The sequence below is a fragment of the Armatimonadota bacterium genome (assembly GCA_037138755.1).
Taxonomy (GTDB): domain Bacteria; phylum Armatimonadota; class Fimbriimonadia; order Fimbriimonadales; family Fimbriimonadaceae; genus Fimbriimonas.
This window is the reverse complement of record JBAXHT010000004.1, coordinates 61,611-78,692: the sequence shown is the minus strand read 5'-3', so window position 1 is coordinate 78,692 and position 17,082 is coordinate 61,611. Positions and strand designations below refer to the sequence as shown.

Here is a 17,082-nt window from a genome sequence, read left to right as displayed (position 1 = left end):
AATGAGTTGCGCGAAATTTGCCATAATAGTTACTTAGACCTGTTCAAGGTCTTGACCTTGTGCAGAGCGGTGTCCGAGTGGTCGAAGGAGCACGATTGGAAATCGTGTAGGCGGAAACGTCTCGAGGGTTCGAATCCCTCTCGCTCTGCCAGCTTAGCATCATGCTGGTTCCCGAACTGCAGCTCATTCTCGACGCATTTGAGTCTCGTGTTCGAACGGGAAAGCTTACAGTTGAAACCCCATCGGCAGAGCGACTCCTTCTCGTCCCCCAAGTTCCAGACTCGTTTCCGATTTCAATCACGTTCGCAGGGCCTGAGGACATCGTTGTAGCCGTTGAACCCTGGCATGAGCACATGAGCTCAGTTCAACTGGCATCAAGTCTGGCGATTTGGCTCCTTACGCCGTACTACCGCATCGTAGTCGCCTACGCGGCAGGACAGCCCATTGAAGCTCACGCAGAGGTGTTCCAAGATCATGGCTGGGTTTCAAGGCGGGAGGTCACATTGGTGGATTCCGAAGCAGAGTTACCCGTACCGGACGAGATTAGAATTCGCCATCAGGCTGTCTTCTTGGACTCAAACTATGCTCGGTACTATCCTCAAGCCGAGCTGGATCAGGCCGGATGCCCGGCGGGAACTTTGCTGGGGGAGACGATCTACCACCTTCTAAACGGGGAATGGCACCCAACTAACGTGCCCGAGATGCCCGAATAGGCACTAGCCCACATAAACTTCTTGATCGTCCCAGCAAGTCTGTAGATAATCGATTTGCCCCGTATGAAGCGTTGCGTGCCAGCCGGGAAGTTTCATGAGGAACCGCATCGGCATCGTCCACCCTTGACCTGAGTCGATAACCAAGTCAACTTCTTCCGCAGAAAGTGAATCCAACGCGTCGTTGACTTCCCGCAACCCTTCCACGAAGGCTGCTTTGATTTCTTCGGCGGAGGTAATCGCGACTTCTTCTGAGTTTCGCTCCGAGAGCCAGGCTTCCAAGTCCTCGACTCGCGTTGTTGCGCGATTCCGAATCATCTCGGCAAAGCGCGAATAGTACAGGGCTGTGTGGGCTGCGATTCGCAAAGCGGATTTAGAGGTCGGCGCTGGAGTCCAGTTCAGTTTTTCGGCCGGGACACGAGAGAAGTTGCGAAGGAAAATCGCCATTCCTTCCTCGGCGTCCGCTTTGCAGAGTTGAATGTAGCCCAGTTGATCCATGGGCAAGATTCTACTGCCAGGCAACCGGGACGTGGAGCCGCTCGTAGGTTTCAATCGCAAATCGATCGGTCATTCCTGCAACGTAATCCACTGCACCTTGCAACCCTTCGTAGCCGTCAGGAAGGGTTCCCGGATTTAGGAAGTGTTCAAAGAGATTTTGGACGAGCCGTTCGGCTTTTGTGACGTCCGGATAGAGTACGGGGTATCGGAGATAGACGTTTTCGAACATCCACTCTTTGAGGCCATTCATGGCCCGAATGTAATTGTCGGAGATGCGAATGAACGGCTGGTCAACGCTTTGCTCGATCACGTCTCGAACAAGGAATCCAATTCGATCGGAATACCGAGTACCGAGAAGATCGAACTCCGCCGGCACCCGCTCGATAATCCCCGATCGAATCGCGTCGTCAACGTCGTGATTCAAGTAAGCGATTCGATCGCTGAGCCGCACCACCGCGGCCTCCAGAGTGGAAATCTGCTCTCCGTCCGCGTCGCTTAGGTCCTTGCGGCCTTTGCTATGCCCATCAATCCCCTGCCGAACCTCCTCACTCAGGTTCAGATTCTCCAGAACGTCAACGATCCGGAGGGACTGCTCGTAATGGCGAAACCTTCGAGGTGCACCAGAACCAGCTTCCAGCGGCAACGCGTCTTGGTCAGCTTCACTGCCCTGATCCTTCCAGTAGCTTGCTATTGCTTCGTCCAGAGCGCGCTCTCCGGCGTGTCCAAAAGGGGTGTGACCCACGTCGTGTCCTAGTGCAATTGCTTCAATAAGGTCTTCATTTAATCGCAGGGCCCGACCAATCGTCCGCGCAATCTGCGCGACTTCCAGCGTATGCGTCATCCGTGTCCGGTAATGATCCCCAGCCGGGTCAATGAAAACTTGGGTCTTGTGCTTTAGACGACGAAAAGCCTTGCTGTGAAGAATTCGATCCCGATCCCTCTGGAAGCATGTTCGTACGGGATCATGCTCTTCAGGGGAAACCCGACCTGCGGAATCCCGAGCCGGACACGCGAGCGGAGACAATGCTGTAGCTTCACGTTCCTCTATTTGCTCCCGAATCGTCATCTGCACCGCATACAGACGAACCAGATCACTGTTCTGCCGCTTAGCTTGAATTGGATGGTGTTGCGAAGAGCCGCGACAGTGCATTACCCTGATTCTTGAGCGCACTCATCCGTGACTCCATCGAAATAAACTTAGCTTTCAGATCGTCCGACTTTTGGGTCGCTCGGAGATTGATTCGGTCAATGTCCTTCTGTAAATCGTCCGCCTGCTTCTTAAAGGCATCTTGCCCTGCAACGGCGAGGCCGTTCAGGGAGTCAGTGAATGTTTTGAGTGCCTCATTGATGGAGCCCGAAAGCCCTTGCACATATGACATTGAACCAACCACTCCCGTCGCAGATCCGGTGTACTGGATCTGCAATCCATTGGCAACGGTGTTGCCAGAAGCTCCGGTCAGAAATTGCCCGCTTCCAGTAGCAGCTTGGCCAGCGATGGTGCCCGCGATATCCAGGCCATCAATCAGCGAACCAGCGGAAAAGCCTACACCTGAGTTTGTGCCAAGCGGCGACTGGTTACTAACCAGGGTGAACTTGCCACCGGTACCAAAGCGTTTACTATCAATTTGGAGCTTGCCACCGTTGTTGGAGGCGGTCAACAAGTCTTTGAGCTTTGAGTCTCCATTGATCTTGTTGACGATATCCGTCATTGTCGCGCCAACATCTATGTTGAGCGTGTAGTTAGTGTTGCCCATGAGCGCGCCCCCAAAAGTCAAAACCTCTGAAGCAGTGTTGGCGCCCGTTTTGACGGTTGCGGCAAGATACTTCGTCTTTGTCGAAATCTGCGTGACGCTGATATCGTAAGGTGCGGAGGCTGAAGGTTTGGCCGTGGACGCTGCAGATACAAATGTCAGCGCGCTGTTGGCACTGGATCCGGAGTTTTGGAAGATCTTCCTGACGCCCTCCGGGTCTTTTTCAAGAGCAGCTTTGAATACGGCAGTGTCAAAGTCGATTGTTCCTTTGGAGTTCAGCCGCATGCCGATCGACGACGCATTCTTGTAATCACCCGTGGCACCCGGAAGAGTGTTAAACAGGGACACGGTGAACGTCGAAAGAAACTGCCTCACTGTAGAGTCCCCAAAGAGTGGACCCGTGGCGAAGGTCTTGTCGTCAAACTTGCTGTATTGATCGATAAAGCCCGCTGTCTCGTTGAATGACGTGATGAAAGCCTGCACGCGGTTAGATATAGTGTCGGTATCACTGGTTAAGCTGATGGTCGACTTTTCTGGAGTCGTCTGATTCGCTTTTATCAAAGTGAGTGTGGCACCAGGAACAACACCTTTGACGCTATTTGTCGATGAAGTTAGGTTAACACCGTCTACCGAGTATGCGGCATCTTGAGCCGCAACGAGTTGGTTTGCCGCACCCGCCTGCAGGATTCCGAGCGACGCCAAAGTGTTTCCCGAATCTGTAAAGGTAGGTGTCGAAGAAGGGTTCTTGATTTCGAGGCGATACTTTGTCGTACCGTTTTCCGTGATCGACACAACTGACGCGGTTGCACCCGTCGACGCAGCATTGATCTTGTCGGCTACCCCTTGAAGTGAGTCAGTCTGGAGGTTCAGGGTGACCCCGACACCGTTAATCTGAACCGTTTGATTTGAGAGGCCCGTTGTGCCCATCAAGGTTCCAAGGGCGGTGGTCGAAGCGGACATTTTAGTTCCTGCGGCTCCGTTCGTGACTGGTTCCCGGATGCTCGTCGTTCCGTTCAATACACCAAGTGAGTTAAGAATCGTTCCGCTGAGATCTGAAAGCTGAGCCTTACCCGTTAATCCAGTGGTTCCAGAAGTAAACGTAAGATAGGCGTTGTTGGTCCCACCGTCAATAACGGAAGCAGTCACTCCCACGCCAAGTCCGTTCACCTTTTGGGCAATCGAGGTGATCGAGTCCGTGGTCTGCACGTTCACAGCCTTGCCGTTGACTGAAAACGAGCCTGTGAAACCAAGTCCAGTGGTCGCACTGGTCTGGGCTCCGCTTGATAGTTTCTGCGCTTGAGCAAGCTTGGATACGGTGAGGTTGAACGACCCTGCGAGGGTCGCTCCCGGATCAACCGTAACGCTAGCAACCGCGTTATCGCTGGAGGAAGCCGTGATTGCAGAAAACGTTCCGAGAGTCGTGAGCTGGTTTCCGGCTGACGCGATTCCAGTGATCTTGGACGCAAATTGGCTGTAGAGTTCAGCTTTGTTGCGGAGTGTAGTCTGCTGCTGAGTAAGCCGCTGGATCGGAGCTTTTTCAAGGTTGACGAGTTGCGAGATGATGCTGTCTGTATCCAGACCGCTACTCAAACCGCTAAACGAAATGCCGTTCGTGCTCGTAACTGCCATTTGCCCCTACTCCATCAAGCCGCGACCATTCCGTACAACTGACTAGCCTCAGCTACCTTCTTCCGCACTTGCTCTTGAATCTGCTCCAGAACTTCTTCCGAGAGGCCCAAAGCCTCATAGATCACTGGATCGATGCCAGAAATCGGTGCCTTATCATCGCCGTAGTACACGCCTTTATGCATCCAGTCAGCAAGGTGAAGCGTTGCGAGTGCCCTGTCAACCGTGGGTTCGAAAGGACCCTCGTGCCACCGAATACTTTGGACGATCTGCTCGGGGAGACCCCATTTTTCAGCGATCATCGCACCGATTCCAGCGTGGTTTTCACCTAGGAAGTGAGCTTCGACTTCTTCGTAAGAAATTCCCTCTTTCAGTGCCTTCTGGACCATCTTGTCGTAAACCGACTTGAAGTTGCAGAAGATGAACATCCTTCCGATATCGTGCAGAATTCCAATGGTAGAGAGAGTCTCAATCGACTTCTTATCTACTCCGAGTTTGTGGCCGATGGTTTGGCAGGCGGCTGCGGTGGCAAAGCTATGCTCCCAGAATCGTCGAGCGCCTTCGGGATCAACCGGATTCTTGCTGCTGAATGCGGCAATGGATCCCACTGAAAGCGTGATCGTTCTAACCTGTTGGATCCCCAGGATCATGACCGCCTGTCCAACGCTTGTCACCTGGCGAGACAACCCGTAATATGCCGAGTTCACGATTCGTAGAACCTTGGAGGCCAGAGCCTGGTCACCAGCTATGATCTCGTCAATGCGATGCAAGTCCGGTTCGGTCTTGTTGGTCTCATCCAAGACCTTCGCAACCGCGGTAGGCAGCGGCGGAAGCTCCTTGAGCGATTGCTCTAGGCGCTTACGAATAACCAATGCTTCTGCATCAACAACCATTATCAAACCCTCGTGTAACTTCTAGAATCGAATTGATGTCCACAATCAGAGCCACGCGCCCATTGCCAAGAATTGTTGCTCCCGAAAGTCCGGGCAATTCTCCACAATATTTGCTGATCGACTTGATCACTACTTCCTGTTCTCCTAGAAGTCGATCCACTACCAAGCCAACTTTTTGCTCGGCAGAACCTACCACTACAACGTAGTTATCGGCAGACTCTTCAGTAAAACTTCCTGGAACTTTGAAAAGATTTCTCAGTTTTAGAATCGGGACAGTTTGACCCCTCAAGATGATCACTGGCTGCCTACCAACTTTGGTGATCGGCTGAGCGTCAATGGACAGAGTCTCGATGATCGAACCGATCGGCATCACATAGTCCACATCGCTGACTCGCGACAGAAGTCCGCCCATGATTGCAACCGTGAGCGGCAACTTTAGGATAAACCTCGTACCAACTCCAACAGTGCTCTCAAGATCGATGAGCCCCCCCATCGACATGATGTTGGATCGAACGATGTCCATCCCAACACCTCGTCCGCTGACGTCAGTAACTTCTTTAGCCGTGCTGAAACCACTGTGGAAGATCAGCATTTGCGCATCTCGATCAGAAAGCCTTGCTGCCGCATCGGCTGACATTAAGCCCTTTTCTACCGCTTTGGCGCGAAGGCGATCAGCGTCAATTCCTCGACCGTCGTCGATGATTTCGACCCAAATTGCGTTATCCTTGTGTTTGGCAGTAAGCCGAACGGTTCCGACTTCTGGCTTACCTGCCTTCACGCGCTCCTCAACAGAAGGCTCGAGGCCGTGGTCGACCGAGTTTCGGATCATGTGAATCAGCGGATCGCTGATCCCTTCGATAACGCTTCGGTCGACTTCGGTCTCGCCACCCTCGATGACCATCTCAACCTTCTTGCCGAGCTTTCGCGAAAGATCGCGCACCATGCGTGGGAACCGCTGAAACACGGTATCGATGGGCAGCATTCGCGCCCGCATGATCTGTTCCTGCAGTTCGCTAGTGACTCGTCCGATGTGCCCAACCGTCTCCGCGAGGGATTCGACTTCTTCGTGCGACGCGGCTTTTGCCGCAATGTTCGCTCCGATCTGGCTCAAGCGGGTTCGGTCGATAACCAACTCACCGACCAGGTTCATAAGGTTATCTAGGAGCGAAACGTCGACACGAATCGTCTGGTTTGTCTCACGCTTTGGTTCAGGAGCTCTTCGATCCGTTTGGCGCCGGTCATCGCCCCGCTCCACCATCTCCTCAACGACTGATGGAACAACTTCGGGTTCAACCGACGGGATCGCTTTTGGCGCAGAGAATGGCACAACATCAACTGCTTTGACTTCACCAATTGCCGATAAACTCTTGCTAACGTCGGCTGGGTTTTCGTTGAGTGCCACTAGGAATCTGACCTCAAAGTCGAACTCCTCGGCCTCAATTTTCTCCTGAACTGGATTCGCCCACAGTATTTCGCCGAAGCCGTTGATGGCCGAGATCACCATAAACATGCGGACATACTTCATGCCGCAGGTTTCATCCAGCTCAACCCTAACCTCGTATATCCCTTCGAGAGTCGGCAGTGCATTCAGGCTCTCGATTACTTCGTCCGGCCACACCACTGCTTGCGTGCTTGAAGGCTTCTTAGTGGCGATTTGTCCACTTGCTCCCGAAGCAAAGGCGTTTAACATTTCCACCAAGTCAGGGTGCGTGCCAATATCCTGACCGCTCTCAGCCAAAGTCTCCTTCCCGGAGAGCATCGTATCGACAGTTTGGACTAAGCAATCTGCAATCTCGGGTGTGACCGTTAAGGAACGATCTCGAACTTTGAAGAGCACGTTCTCGAACTCGTGGGTCAAGTCGGCATAGTTCGCAAATCCCATTGCACGACTCGAACCTTTGATCGTGTGAGCCGCCCGAAAAATCGCGCCGATTCGCTCATCGGTTGGATCTGCTTCGAGCTTGCCGATCTCAGCTTCCAAAATTGTCAGTTGTTCCTCGGTTTCCTGCAAAAACAGGTCGAGATACTCATTCATATCAACGCCAGCACTCATTCGCTCACCCCAACCAAACTGTTCATGTCCACAATCGAAATTAATGTGTTGTCCAGATTCACGATCCCTCGAACCATTGAACTGAGCACCGAATTCGATTCAGAGACGCCTTCCTGAATGTCCGTCTCGGTGATCGTGATCACTTCGGCTACATCGTCGACCAGGAAGCCAACCGAGCCGTGCTCGTTCTCTGTAACGATCACGTATCCATCTTCTAAGGCAAGTTCGGACGGAATCCCTAGCCGAACCCGCAGATCTGAAATTGGTAGAGTCCGTCCTCGTAGATTTGCCAGCCCGAGCAGGTGCGGAGATTGCGTCGGCAGAGGGGTTACTTCGCGCCATCGGATTATGCCGGTGACGGAGTCGACGCTGAAAGCAAAATGCTCCTCGCCAAGTTGGAATCGCACGAGTTTCTGCTCGGGTAGCATCAAATCGTCTTCGAGAACTGCGACTTCTGACATAGTTGGTAGTTGAATCTTTGGTATGTCACGCTGCCATCTTTACTAGGAAAATGCACATCAAACTGCTCGCCATCGATCTCGACGGAACCTTATTGCGAGCAGACCACACACCCCATCCCTATGCATTAGAGCAACTGGCGAAGGCAGAAGAAGCAGGGGTTCGGGTCGTTATTGCTTCCGGGAGATCGATTCAGAGCATCCGAAAAGTCCTGGATGGCTTTATGAAAGTGAGTTCCGCTGTGGCAACAAACGGGGCTGACGTATGGGCGTCCTCAGCATCGGTAGCCAAAGAGCGCTTGGATCGCAAGGTGAAACAGGCTGCGCTCAACTTTGCAGTTTCAAAAGGGCTCCACCTCAGTTGCTATTCAACGGACGGAACATACGCGCTTCGGGAATCAGAATATCTCGACGAGTATCGGGAACTTGTGAAAGGTATCCCCATCGAGATCCGAACCCCAGAGCAGGTGCTCGATATGCCAGTTTTTAAGCTGGTGTACATTGCTGACGCCGAGACTGTTCCCGGCCTACGTGCAGAACTCGAGCCGCTCCTCCATAACCTCGCTGCCGACGTGACGGAATCCGCTCCCCGATACCTGGAGATCATGCCCCAGCATGTGAACAAGGGCTCGGGCCTGACACATCTGTGTCGGCACTTCGGCTTTGAGCACTCTGAAATCGCAGCAATCGGCGACTATCGCAATGATATTGAGATGATCCAGCTTGCCGGTCTCTCGGGGGCAGTCGGAAATGCGCTTCCGGAAGTCAAAAAGCTTGCAACATATACGGTAAGTAGCAACGAAGAAGGCGGAGTAGGTGAGTTCATCGCCCGCTATGTGCTACAACCTTAGGTAGTTTGGTGATTACTGTGAATTCTCTACGGTCGATTACGGTTTTGTTGTGTCTCACCCTCGGTGCCCTTGGGTTCAGCCAGACGACATTCAACGTGACGTCTCCCACAAACGGTGACTGGCTCAACGGAAACAAAACTTTGTCCTTTAATGGCAAGGGAGCTTCCGTCGAGCTTACTGTCGTTGCGACCGTGACGAGCCCTTCCGGGTCGTCAACAGTCAGCACAAACGTTACTCCTTTCGTAAATGGCGAGTTTTCAGGATCTCTCAACCTGACATTTGCGACGAACGCACCTCAGGGCGACTACACGATTCAAGTCACCGCAACAGAGCCAGGCAAGACTTACGCACCTGTGAACTTGGCAGTCAAAGTGGATACCAAGCTCCCTAAACTCCTGGAATACAGACCAGCACAAAACTCGTTCGTAAAGGGGCTTGTTCCTATTCGCTTCAAGCTCCTCGAAGATAACATGAAGGATTGGCGAATCACCGTTGGCGGCAGTGACATCGCGAACAACACGGGCACCACAACTGAGTTTTCGTTGGACTGGAATTCGACAACCCTGGACAATGACGGACCGCAAAACATTGCTCTCAGCGCGAAGGATCAAGCCGATAACGCCCTGAACTTTTCGATTCCCGTCACCGTTGACCGCCGCGCTCCAACCGCAACCATTCAGTTTCCTAACGCTTCAACACCAATTCGATCCAGAGCTGATGTCACGGTTATCGTCGACATCTCGGATCAATTCGCTTCGGCCGTAGCCGTCACCGGAGTTGATGTGATCATTCAGCGCACCGACGGCACGTTTGTGACCCGTGTTGCCCGACAGTCATTCACGGACATTGGCAACAACACTTGGCGTTATACAGGAAAGCTTCGCTGGCGGAGCGGATTTCCTTCGACTTATAAGGTCATCGCAACTGCATTAGATAAAGCCGGGAATGTCGCCGTCCGACAAGAAGTCTTGGTGCGTGTCAACGGCTAAAACCGTCCTTACCCTTTGTAATCATGAATAAACTATTTTCAACGTCGCTGTTGCTTGGGTCGCTCACGGCGATTTCTGTCGCGCAGATTCCAGACTTGCTTAATACTTTTGATGCTGGTAGCCGCTCATTCGGAGCATTTGGGGCTACTGGTGCCGACACCTTTAGCATTCTCAATAACCCAGCGGGACTCGGATATGTTTCTACCAAAAGCTATGGCTTGGCATTCCGAAACATGCCAACGAGTTTCACTTCCCTTTCTGGCAATCTGAACTCTCCCTTTGCTTCGACCGATGGCGACGGTGGCAAAAGTCAACTCACACACCTCGGCTATGCCATTCCTCTAAAGGGCGGTCGTACCATCGGAGTTAGCTATCAAGTCGGCGGCTACATCAGCGACTTCCGTGGGGGCACCGGACTGACCTCCGGCGCGCTAACAAACGTGACGTACTCCGAGCTGCTTGATGTCAAAACCAGCTTTTACACGGTTGCGCTGGGCAAGGCTAACGAAGAAGGTACGAACTCAAGCGGCTACGGACTCACCTTTGCCGACGTTAACTTCCAGAACCGACAACTTGGCTTCATCCCTGGCGGTTCAGTCCTGATCGACACTGATAACAAGGCGAACGCATATGGCGTGGGTCTCGTAGTGGGAATCCAGCGTAATAACGGTAGTGGCTCTTACGGAGTTAGCCTGAGGACACCGATCAAGCTTCAAGGTAGCGACGTAGTCAAGTCAGCCTACGAAACCGTTCCGGGCCAGCTCTCGCTTGGTGTTGCCCGAAGAGTTGATGGATTCCGTGGCGGCAGTGACTACTTGCTCTCCGGCGTTCAGCTCAACCACTTCTTCGGAGGATCGGGAAGTGGGCTCCTCTCTCGAAGCTCGCAAACGACCCTCGGTATCGGAGCAGAACTTGGACTCAACCGCGAGGGCTACACTCTGCCGCTACGGGTCGGTTACATGACCTCTCCGGACGGTGGAGACGCCTTCAATAGCCGAAACGGCTTCACGTTTGGTCTTGGCTATCGGCCAAACAGCCAACCTTGGGCCCTCGATTTAAACTATGCATTTCCGAAAACAGGCGGAAAGGATATAGCTTTCACCTTCAGCTACCGATTTGATAAATAGGACAATGCGCATGCGATTTTTTACGACTGGAATTTTGGGGCTTGCACTCATCGCTTCGGCAATGGGTCAGTCTTGGACTTCGGCCTATGAAGCCGGACTAAAGGCGGCAAAAGCTGGAGATTGGGCAAGTGCTCGAAAAGAGTTCCAGAAAGCTCGTGCAAACCGTCCCGACGATGTATCAGGTCCAACAAACCTTCCAGGACCCGTCACGGATGCTCGAAAATGGCGTGGTGGAGCACCTTACTCTCCAAACTTTCTCTCTGCATACGCATCCTACAAGCTCGGAATGAGTGCCAAAGGGGATGCTGCCTCGATACACCTAAAGACGGCGCAGGATGAATTAGAAGGACTCTTAAAGAAGAAGCAGGTGAGCAAAGAATCGCTGTATTTCCTCGCTGCGCTGTACTCTCGAGCAAACCAGACTGAGAAGTTGCAGGGTCTTGGGAAACAGGCAGAGAAGGCCAACTGGAAGGTCGATGCCGAGGTTATGGCTCCAGAGGAAGTTTCGGCGATGTCACAGAGCATGATGCCAACTGGCAACTCACAGGGTGTGGTCGCAGTAGTTGACGCAAGCAACATGACAGGAGTTGTTCCTAAGCAGCCACTCAAGGTCGGTCCCGTGGCAGTTAACCCCAAGAAATACGCTCTCATCATTGCAAACGGGGACAACAAGCTACCTGGCTTCCAGATTAGCCACGCAACCAACGACGCAAACCTGCTTAAGGATTCGATTACAGCCAATGCCGGATACGATGCCGCAAATGTGATGGTGGTTTCCAATGCCTCAGCGGAACAAATCAAGACCGCTTCCGCGGCACTCGCCGCGAAAATGCCGGCGGAATCGACTCTGATGTTCTTCTTCACGGGCGCTGGCGCGAACATTGACAATCGTGACTGGCTTGCAGGCGCGGACACTCAACTGGCAACCGACACTTCCTCGATGGTCGCAAAAACCGAAGTTTATCGACCATTCGTCGAGAAAGGAATCGCCGTATTCGCGTTCTACCAAGTCGCGCGATCTGCAATCGGTGGAAGATTCTTTGGTAGTGAAGAACCTAAAGCAGGGCGGATTTCGCAGATGCAGTCGACAACCCCTGGTGAGACGATTTACTCGATCTTCAAAGATGGAAACAACGTCGGCATCTTTGCTTCCGCAATGAGCGAGGTCTTCGCGGAGCTTCACTCCAACGCAATCCCGATCACCGAGTTTGGGTGGCAGGTCTTCTACAAGATTCGTCGAGGCCAGACTGGTTCTTCCGGTGGAGGTTCTCGTCAAACTCCTACTCTCCCAGTGCTCCAGTTGCTGGCTTCCGACTCTCGCTTCTAAAAAAGTGACGACACTAGGCCAGGTCAAAACCCATTTCGCGCAAGATCCTCTCGACCTGGTCTTCATCAAACCGATCCATCTGACTTGCGCGTTCAACTTCTAACTCGGCCTCGGCTTCCTGCCCAGTTGCCCTTAAGAGTTCTTCGAGCAGTCCGTGATAAACGTTCTTCTCAGGCTCCAGATCACTGGCTAAACGGACGGCCTTGATCGCCTCAACTTTCATGTCTGAAAGCCAAAACGCGACCGAGCATCGTAAGTACAGGAAGTCGTCGCCCGGAGATAATTCAACGGCAGCCCGCAAAGACTGAAGTGCCTCTGGATACTGCTTAAGCTGGGTCAGAAGATCGCCTACCCAGTAGTGGAGGTAAGAATCATCTGGCTTAGCCACCACAGCGTTGACGGCAAACTCCATGGCCTTCATCGGAAATCCTGCCGACCGAAGTGCTTCGGAGATCTTTAAGTTGAAGTATGGATTGCTCGGCTCGGCTTCAACAGCCTTCTGAAGCTCGCTGATCGCTTCGGAGGTTCGACCATGACGCTTCAACAAGTCTGCGAGACCGACGTGAGGCTCCACGGCGTCTGCCTTCTGCGCCAGCGCCCGCGCGTACTGTCGGTAAGCCGCAGCAAACTGGTCAGTGGCTTCAAAAGCGCCAGCAAGATCAATGCGACTCTTCACATCTCCTGGCTCGCTCTGTTCAACTGCCTTTTGAAAGTGTGCAATCGCCTCGGCGTACTTACCTGCGTCAAGGCTCATCCTCCCAAGTTGCTCACTTTCTGTGGCGTTGTTCCCAAACTTGCTCGGGCCCGATTCATCGCTGTGGTCCAGAGTGATTGCACCGAATAAATCGGCGATTGCGTTAACGTTTGCATCCATAAATTATCTGCGCTTGGTGATATCGATCACGCCTTCCGATGATTCAGCGTTTGCCACTCGGGCAAAAAGTGTTGCCGGATAGCTTGACCCTGACAAGGGAATCGTGGTGATTCTTAGTTTCTTTGTAGAACCGGGTGGCATTCTGAAGAATGCGATTCTTGCTTGCTTTTTCGGGAGAAGCTTGGGCGTCATCAAATAGACGTCGTCGACGAAGAACAGTCCGCCTGAATAACCTGCGCTGGTTTCGAACGCGATCTCAACGTTCACGGTCTCGTCAGTTGGGTTATTCAGCGTGGTTTCCAAGTTCACGGTAACTCCAAAATTGCCATCCAACTTTCCGCCGCTGTCCTGTCGCTGTATCGACTTCTGGCCGAGGCGAAAAACGCCCATTCGGCCACCGACCGTATACTCCCAAGACTCGGTTCTGATGGGGTCTGGATAGATGTGGTCTGAGATGGTGTAACTTGACTTGTCCCAATCGTTTAGTGGCTGCGCTCCTACCTCTCGCCAGGGAGTCGAGCTCGCAAGAGCTGGTTTCCATTTTGAAATGACTTCGTAAGGAGGGAAAGCGTCAGCCCGAACGACGACCTTCTCTGGACCGTCGATCAACCGAATCGCCGCTAACCCGCTGATCACCGCTTGAGGAGTCAGTCGCCGGAAAGAGATCGGACACGTCGAACGCGGAGGAATCACAACGATTTCTCCACTTGCTGATCGAATCGCTCGCATGAACAAATCTCCAGCTCGCATCCCTGCCCCTACAGGATCGAAGTCAGGAGCCGAATCACCCGGTGTCAGCGCGATTTTCGCCGCTACGTCAGAGTCGTTGACGATCTGCGATCTGAGAATCAGGGGACCAGCCGAATCATTGATGTGATGGTACAGATACCGAGCCGATTTTCCGAGTTCGAGTGTCGCCGCGAAGAGGTTCCCTGGTTTTTCTACCCTTTCCGGGTCGTTGCAGTACCAGAGAACGTTTTCATCCTGCGGAATTAGGGTGACGTTGGATACTTTGACTGTGACCGTCCCGGCTCGAGAAGCAGTGTCCGGTGCGGTTATGTTGATCTTGACGGGCACTGTGACAGTAAGCCCTGCTCCCAGCGCAGGTACGTTCTCCACACTCCATTCGAGCTTTGCAAGCGGTGAAAACTTCGTTTGTTGCTTGAGAGCCGCTTCGATGGCACCGCGCACGGTTCCAGGAATTGCTGGCCTACCTGTCACCTCCGCCTCATAGGCATCTGGAAGCTTTGCCGCTGTCATGCGGCACACGAAACTCACTTGGCGGACGGCACCTCCGTTGTTGATGGTCACAAATCCGGTGCCTGGCCGAATCGCCGTCGCATAGTACGTCGAGCCGGCCTTGCTAATCGAGAGAAATCGATCATCTGAGGATGTGACCTTGACCGTCGTGGGTATCGATAAGGCGGTGGAGTCGCCGACAGGCAATCGAATCTCCCCTTGGCTTGGATTTGCTGAACGTTTGCTCTCGACGAGGACTCTTTGTAGTTCGCCAGCCCACCGGTAGGCAAGGGTCTTTCGGTCAATTCCCCGAGCAACAGCCTCCGGACGCGTGATCGTCAAAACTGTGTCTGCGCCAACCTTGATGACATAATCGTCACCGGATCTCCGCACAGCAACTTTTCCCGAGGCCCTCGAAAGCCGGGAAGCTGCCTTTGCCGCAAGCTGATCTGGACTCACTCCATTTGAAGTCGCCCGGAATGTGATCACTTGAGTTCCGTCAACGTAAACAGCGCTGCCGGACGCGGATACAGATCGAGAAAGAGCCGCACAAGCCAGGCTCGCCGCAACTAATCCACCCACTATCCTCGTAAGACAAAACACTTTCAATCGGCCTCCATCAGGTTACCTGGTGACATAAACTGTGCCAACTGATCAGCCCTTGCGAATCCTCACCTGAGTTGCAAACGTATAATCCCTCGCATGGTTCGCACTGAGTCACTTTCAAAAGTCTTCATCGACCCCAAACGTGGCGACGTGAAAGCCGTCCAAGATGCCACGTTTGAAGCGAACGCGGGCCAAATAGTAGGGTTACTCGGAAAGAACGGCGCAGGCAAATCGACCCTGCTTAGGATGCTTTCCACGGTTCTCACTCCGTCAGGCGGACGCGCCTGGGTCAATGATTTTGACATCGTCAAGCAGCCCACCGAGGTCCGGCGGAGCATCGGGTTCATGTCTACTTCAACCGCCCTATATGGGCGGATGTCCCCCCGGGAAATTCTCGCCTACTTTGGAGAACTCTACGGGTTGCAGGGCGCGACACTCAAGTCGAAAGTGGATGAACTCATCTCACGCTTAGATATTGGCTCGTACGCCGACGGCCTCTGCGATAAACTCAGTACCGGACAGAAACAGCGAGTCAACATCGCTCGGACGCTGATCCATGATCCCCAAGTGCTGTTCTTCGACGAACCCACCAGCGGCCTCGATGTCGTGATGAGCCAGGATGTCATGCGTTTTGTGGAGCAAGAGCGCGAGCGAGGCAAGACGATCATCTACTGCACGCACATCATGAGCGAGGTGGAACGTCTATGCGATCACATAGTTTGTATCCACGACGGCGAACTCAAGGGCCAGGGCTCGATTGAAGCGCTCAAGGCTCAAACCGGAGAGAGCAGTTTGGAGAAGGCCTTTTTGAATGTCGTCGGTTACAGCCGGGAGGTGGTGGCATGAACCCAATTCTCACCGTCTACCGCAAAGAAATGCGCGAAATGCTCCGCGACAAGCGGGTGCGCTCAGCCATGTTCATCGGCCCAATCTTCTCGGTTGCGTTGATGTTTATGCTGTTCGGCTTGATCTTCTCAAGCATCGGCAAAGCGACCAAGACGACTGTCCACGCCATCGTCCCGAAACACGACGCCGCCACCGATGGATTCATTAAGGCACTGGAGAAAGGCGGAATGACCGTCAAGGAATTGCCTTCAGTCGCTGATGCTGAAGCGAAAATCAAGAAAGGCGATGTCCGCCTTGCCCTCGACTTTGGAAACGGAATGGAGTCCGCTCTAGCGTCAAACAAGCCGTTCAAGCTCCCCGCGTACTTTGACCCTTCTGAGCAGAAAGCCCAAATTGCCCTCAGCGTGATCGAGAAGTCGATGGGTGCCATGAACGAGGCCATCGTCGGCAAACTCTTCGAGGAGAAGCAGATCGACAAGGCGATGCTCAAACCCCTCAGCGTTGAGCGAAAGGAAGTCAAGGTCGGAGACACGAACACCAACGAATTCCTCGTCCAACTACTTCCCTATCTGATCGTGATTTGGGCGTTCTACGGGGCCATGAGCTCGGCTAGCGACATGGTCGCTGGCGAGAAGGAGCGTCAGACGCTAGAGACTCTCCTGATCAGCCCAGTCGCCCGTAAACAAGTTGCCCTTGGTAAGCTCTTCGCGTTAGCTTCGGCTTCATTCCTTGCCACCGCAAGCAGCATCGCCACAATCTTTGTGTTCTACAGCTTGCGTCTAGAATTCCTGAAGCCTCTGTTCGAGAATGGTCTTGGGCTGAACTTCACCGGAGTCTTGGTAATCTTGGTAGCGTTGATCCCGACAACAATGTTCTTTGCGAGCGCCCTGATCGCCATCAGCAGCTTTGCCCGAAACACCCGCGAAGCGCAGACTTATCTGGCGCAAGGCAGCATCCTTGTTATGCTTCCGGCAATGTTCAGCCAGATCATCGGCTTCACCGATTTCGCCCAGAGCAGGGCTGTCTATGCGATCCCCATCCTTAATGCCGCGAACGTGATCCGAAACGCCCTCAGCGGCAAATATGATGCCGTTGGCATCGCGATGACCGTCGGAATCGGAACCGTACTCGCTTTCATCGCCATGGGCTGGAGCGTTAGACTATTCAATCGCGAGTCAATTCTGAATCGGATTTGAGAGATCAACCCTCTGCTGTCAGGGCTGACAGCGGAGGG

General features: G+C 53.3%; 15 protein-coding genes and 1 tRNA gene. 8 read left to right on the top strand and 8 right to left on the bottom strand.

The genetic code is table 11. The features are described 5' to 3' along the window. The first annotated feature begins 63 nt into the window (after nt 1-63). Nucleotides 64-151, top strand: a tRNA-Ser gene (locus WCK51_14780). A gap of 10 nt (nt 152-161) precedes the next feature. Beyond that, a complete protein-coding gene (locus tag WCK51_14775; protein ID MEI7578152.1) occupies nt 162-713 on the top strand; it encodes a hypothetical protein in 552 nt (183 codons plus the stop codon). Nucleotides 714-716: 3 nt separating this feature from the next. On the opposite strand, the gene WCK51_14770 is transcribed toward WCK51_14775, so the two are convergent. From WCK51_14770 to WCK51_14745, 6 genes are read right to left on the bottom strand one after another with little or no spacing between them, the layout of a single operon-like run. After that, complete coding sequence (locus WCK51_14770) at nt 717-1,208, bottom strand: DinB family protein (GenBank protein ID MEI7578151.1); 492 nt, start codon at nt 1,206-1,208, stop codon at nt 717-719. A 10-nt stretch (nt 1,209-1,218) separates the two neighbouring features. Beyond that, nucleotides 1,219-2,358: an HD domain-containing protein gene (locus WCK51_14765; GenBank protein ID MEI7578150.1), complete on the bottom strand. Its 1,140-nt coding sequence runs from the start codon at nt 2,356-2,358 to the stop codon at nt 1,219-1,221. After that, nucleotides 2,315-4,588 carry a flagellar filament capping protein FliD gene (gene fliD / locus WCK51_14760; GenBank protein MEI7578149.1) on the bottom strand — a complete coding sequence of 758 codons (2,274 nt, stop codon included), beginning with the start codon at nt 4,586-4,588 and terminating at the stop codon, nt 2,315-2,317. The genes WCK51_14765 and fliD overlap by 44 nt, the downstream gene beginning before the upstream one ends. Nucleotides 4,589-4,602: 14 nt before the next feature. After that, the gene (locus WCK51_14755; GenBank protein ID MEI7578148.1) at nt 4,603-5,478 is read right to left on the bottom strand and encodes an HDOD domain-containing protein; all 876 of its coding nucleotides are present in this window, start codon (nt 5,476-5,478) and stop codon (nt 4,603-4,605) included. Next, the gene (locus WCK51_14750) at nt 5,468-7,531 is read right to left on the bottom strand and encodes a chemotaxis protein CheA (protein ID MEI7578147.1); all 2,064 of its coding nucleotides are present in this window, start codon (nt 7,529-7,531) and stop codon (nt 5,468-5,470) included. The genes WCK51_14755 and WCK51_14750 overlap by 11 nt, the downstream gene beginning before the upstream one ends. Then, the gene (locus WCK51_14745; protein ID MEI7578146.1) at nt 7,528-7,992 is read right to left on the bottom strand and encodes a chemotaxis protein CheW; all 465 of its coding nucleotides are present in this window, start codon (nt 7,990-7,992) and stop codon (nt 7,528-7,530) included. The genes WCK51_14750 and WCK51_14745 overlap by 4 nt, the downstream gene beginning before the upstream one ends. 50 nt (nt 7,993-8,042) lie before the next feature. Between WCK51_14745 and WCK51_14740 the strand changes: the two genes are divergently transcribed. The 4 genes from WCK51_14740 to WCK51_14725 are packed head-to-tail and all read left to right on the top strand — an operon-like array spanning nt 8,043 to nt 12,283. After that, nucleotides 8,043-8,840: an HAD family hydrolase gene (locus WCK51_14740; GenBank protein ID MEI7578145.1), complete on the top strand. Its 798-nt coding sequence runs from the start codon at nt 8,043-8,045 to the stop codon at nt 8,838-8,840. A gap of 17 nt (nt 8,841-8,857) precedes the next feature. Then, entirely contained in the window at nt 8,858-9,829 is a 972-nt protein-coding gene (locus WCK51_14735) for a hypothetical protein (protein MEI7578144.1), read from the top strand. 23 nt (nt 9,830-9,852) lie between these two features. Then, complete coding sequence (locus WCK51_14730; protein ID MEI7578143.1) at nt 9,853-10,956, top strand: hypothetical protein; 1,104 nt, start codon at nt 9,853-9,855, stop codon at nt 10,954-10,956. A gap of 10 nt (nt 10,957-10,966) precedes the next feature. Continuing rightward, complete coding sequence (locus WCK51_14725; protein MEI7578142.1) at nt 10,967-12,283, top strand: caspase family protein; 1,317 nt, start codon at nt 10,967-10,969, stop codon at nt 12,281-12,283. Nucleotides 12,284-12,296: 13 nt separating this feature from the next. On the opposite strand, the gene WCK51_14720 is transcribed toward WCK51_14725, so the two are convergent. Together WCK51_14720 and WCK51_14715 are read right to left on the bottom strand one after the other, a co-directional pair. After that, nucleotides 12,297-13,157, bottom strand: a complete 861-nt coding sequence (locus WCK51_14720; GenBank protein MEI7578141.1) for a tetratricopeptide repeat protein — start codon at nt 13,155-13,157, stop codon at nt 12,297-12,299. A 3-nt stretch (nt 13,158-13,160) separates the two neighbouring features. Beyond that, complete coding sequence (locus WCK51_14715; GenBank protein ID MEI7578140.1) at nt 13,161-14,978, bottom strand: hypothetical protein; 1,818 nt, start codon at nt 14,976-14,978, stop codon at nt 13,161-13,163. A 120-nt stretch (nt 14,979-15,098) separates the two neighbouring features. On the opposite strand from WCK51_14715, the gene WCK51_14710 reads away from it, so the two are divergent. Together WCK51_14710 and WCK51_14705 are read left to right on the top strand one after the other, a co-directional pair. Then, nucleotides 15,099-15,848 carry an ATP-binding cassette domain-containing protein gene (locus WCK51_14710; protein MEI7578139.1) on the top strand — a complete coding sequence of 250 codons (750 nt, stop codon included), beginning with the start codon at nt 15,099-15,101 and terminating at the stop codon, nt 15,846-15,848. Then, on the top strand, nt 15,845-17,044 hold the full coding sequence (locus WCK51_14705; GenBank protein MEI7578138.1) for an ABC transporter permease: 1,200 nt from the start codon (nt 15,845-15,847) through the stop codon (nt 17,042-17,044). The genes WCK51_14710 and WCK51_14705 overlap by 4 nt, the downstream gene beginning before the upstream one ends. Nucleotides 17,045-17,082: the final 38 nt, after the last annotated feature.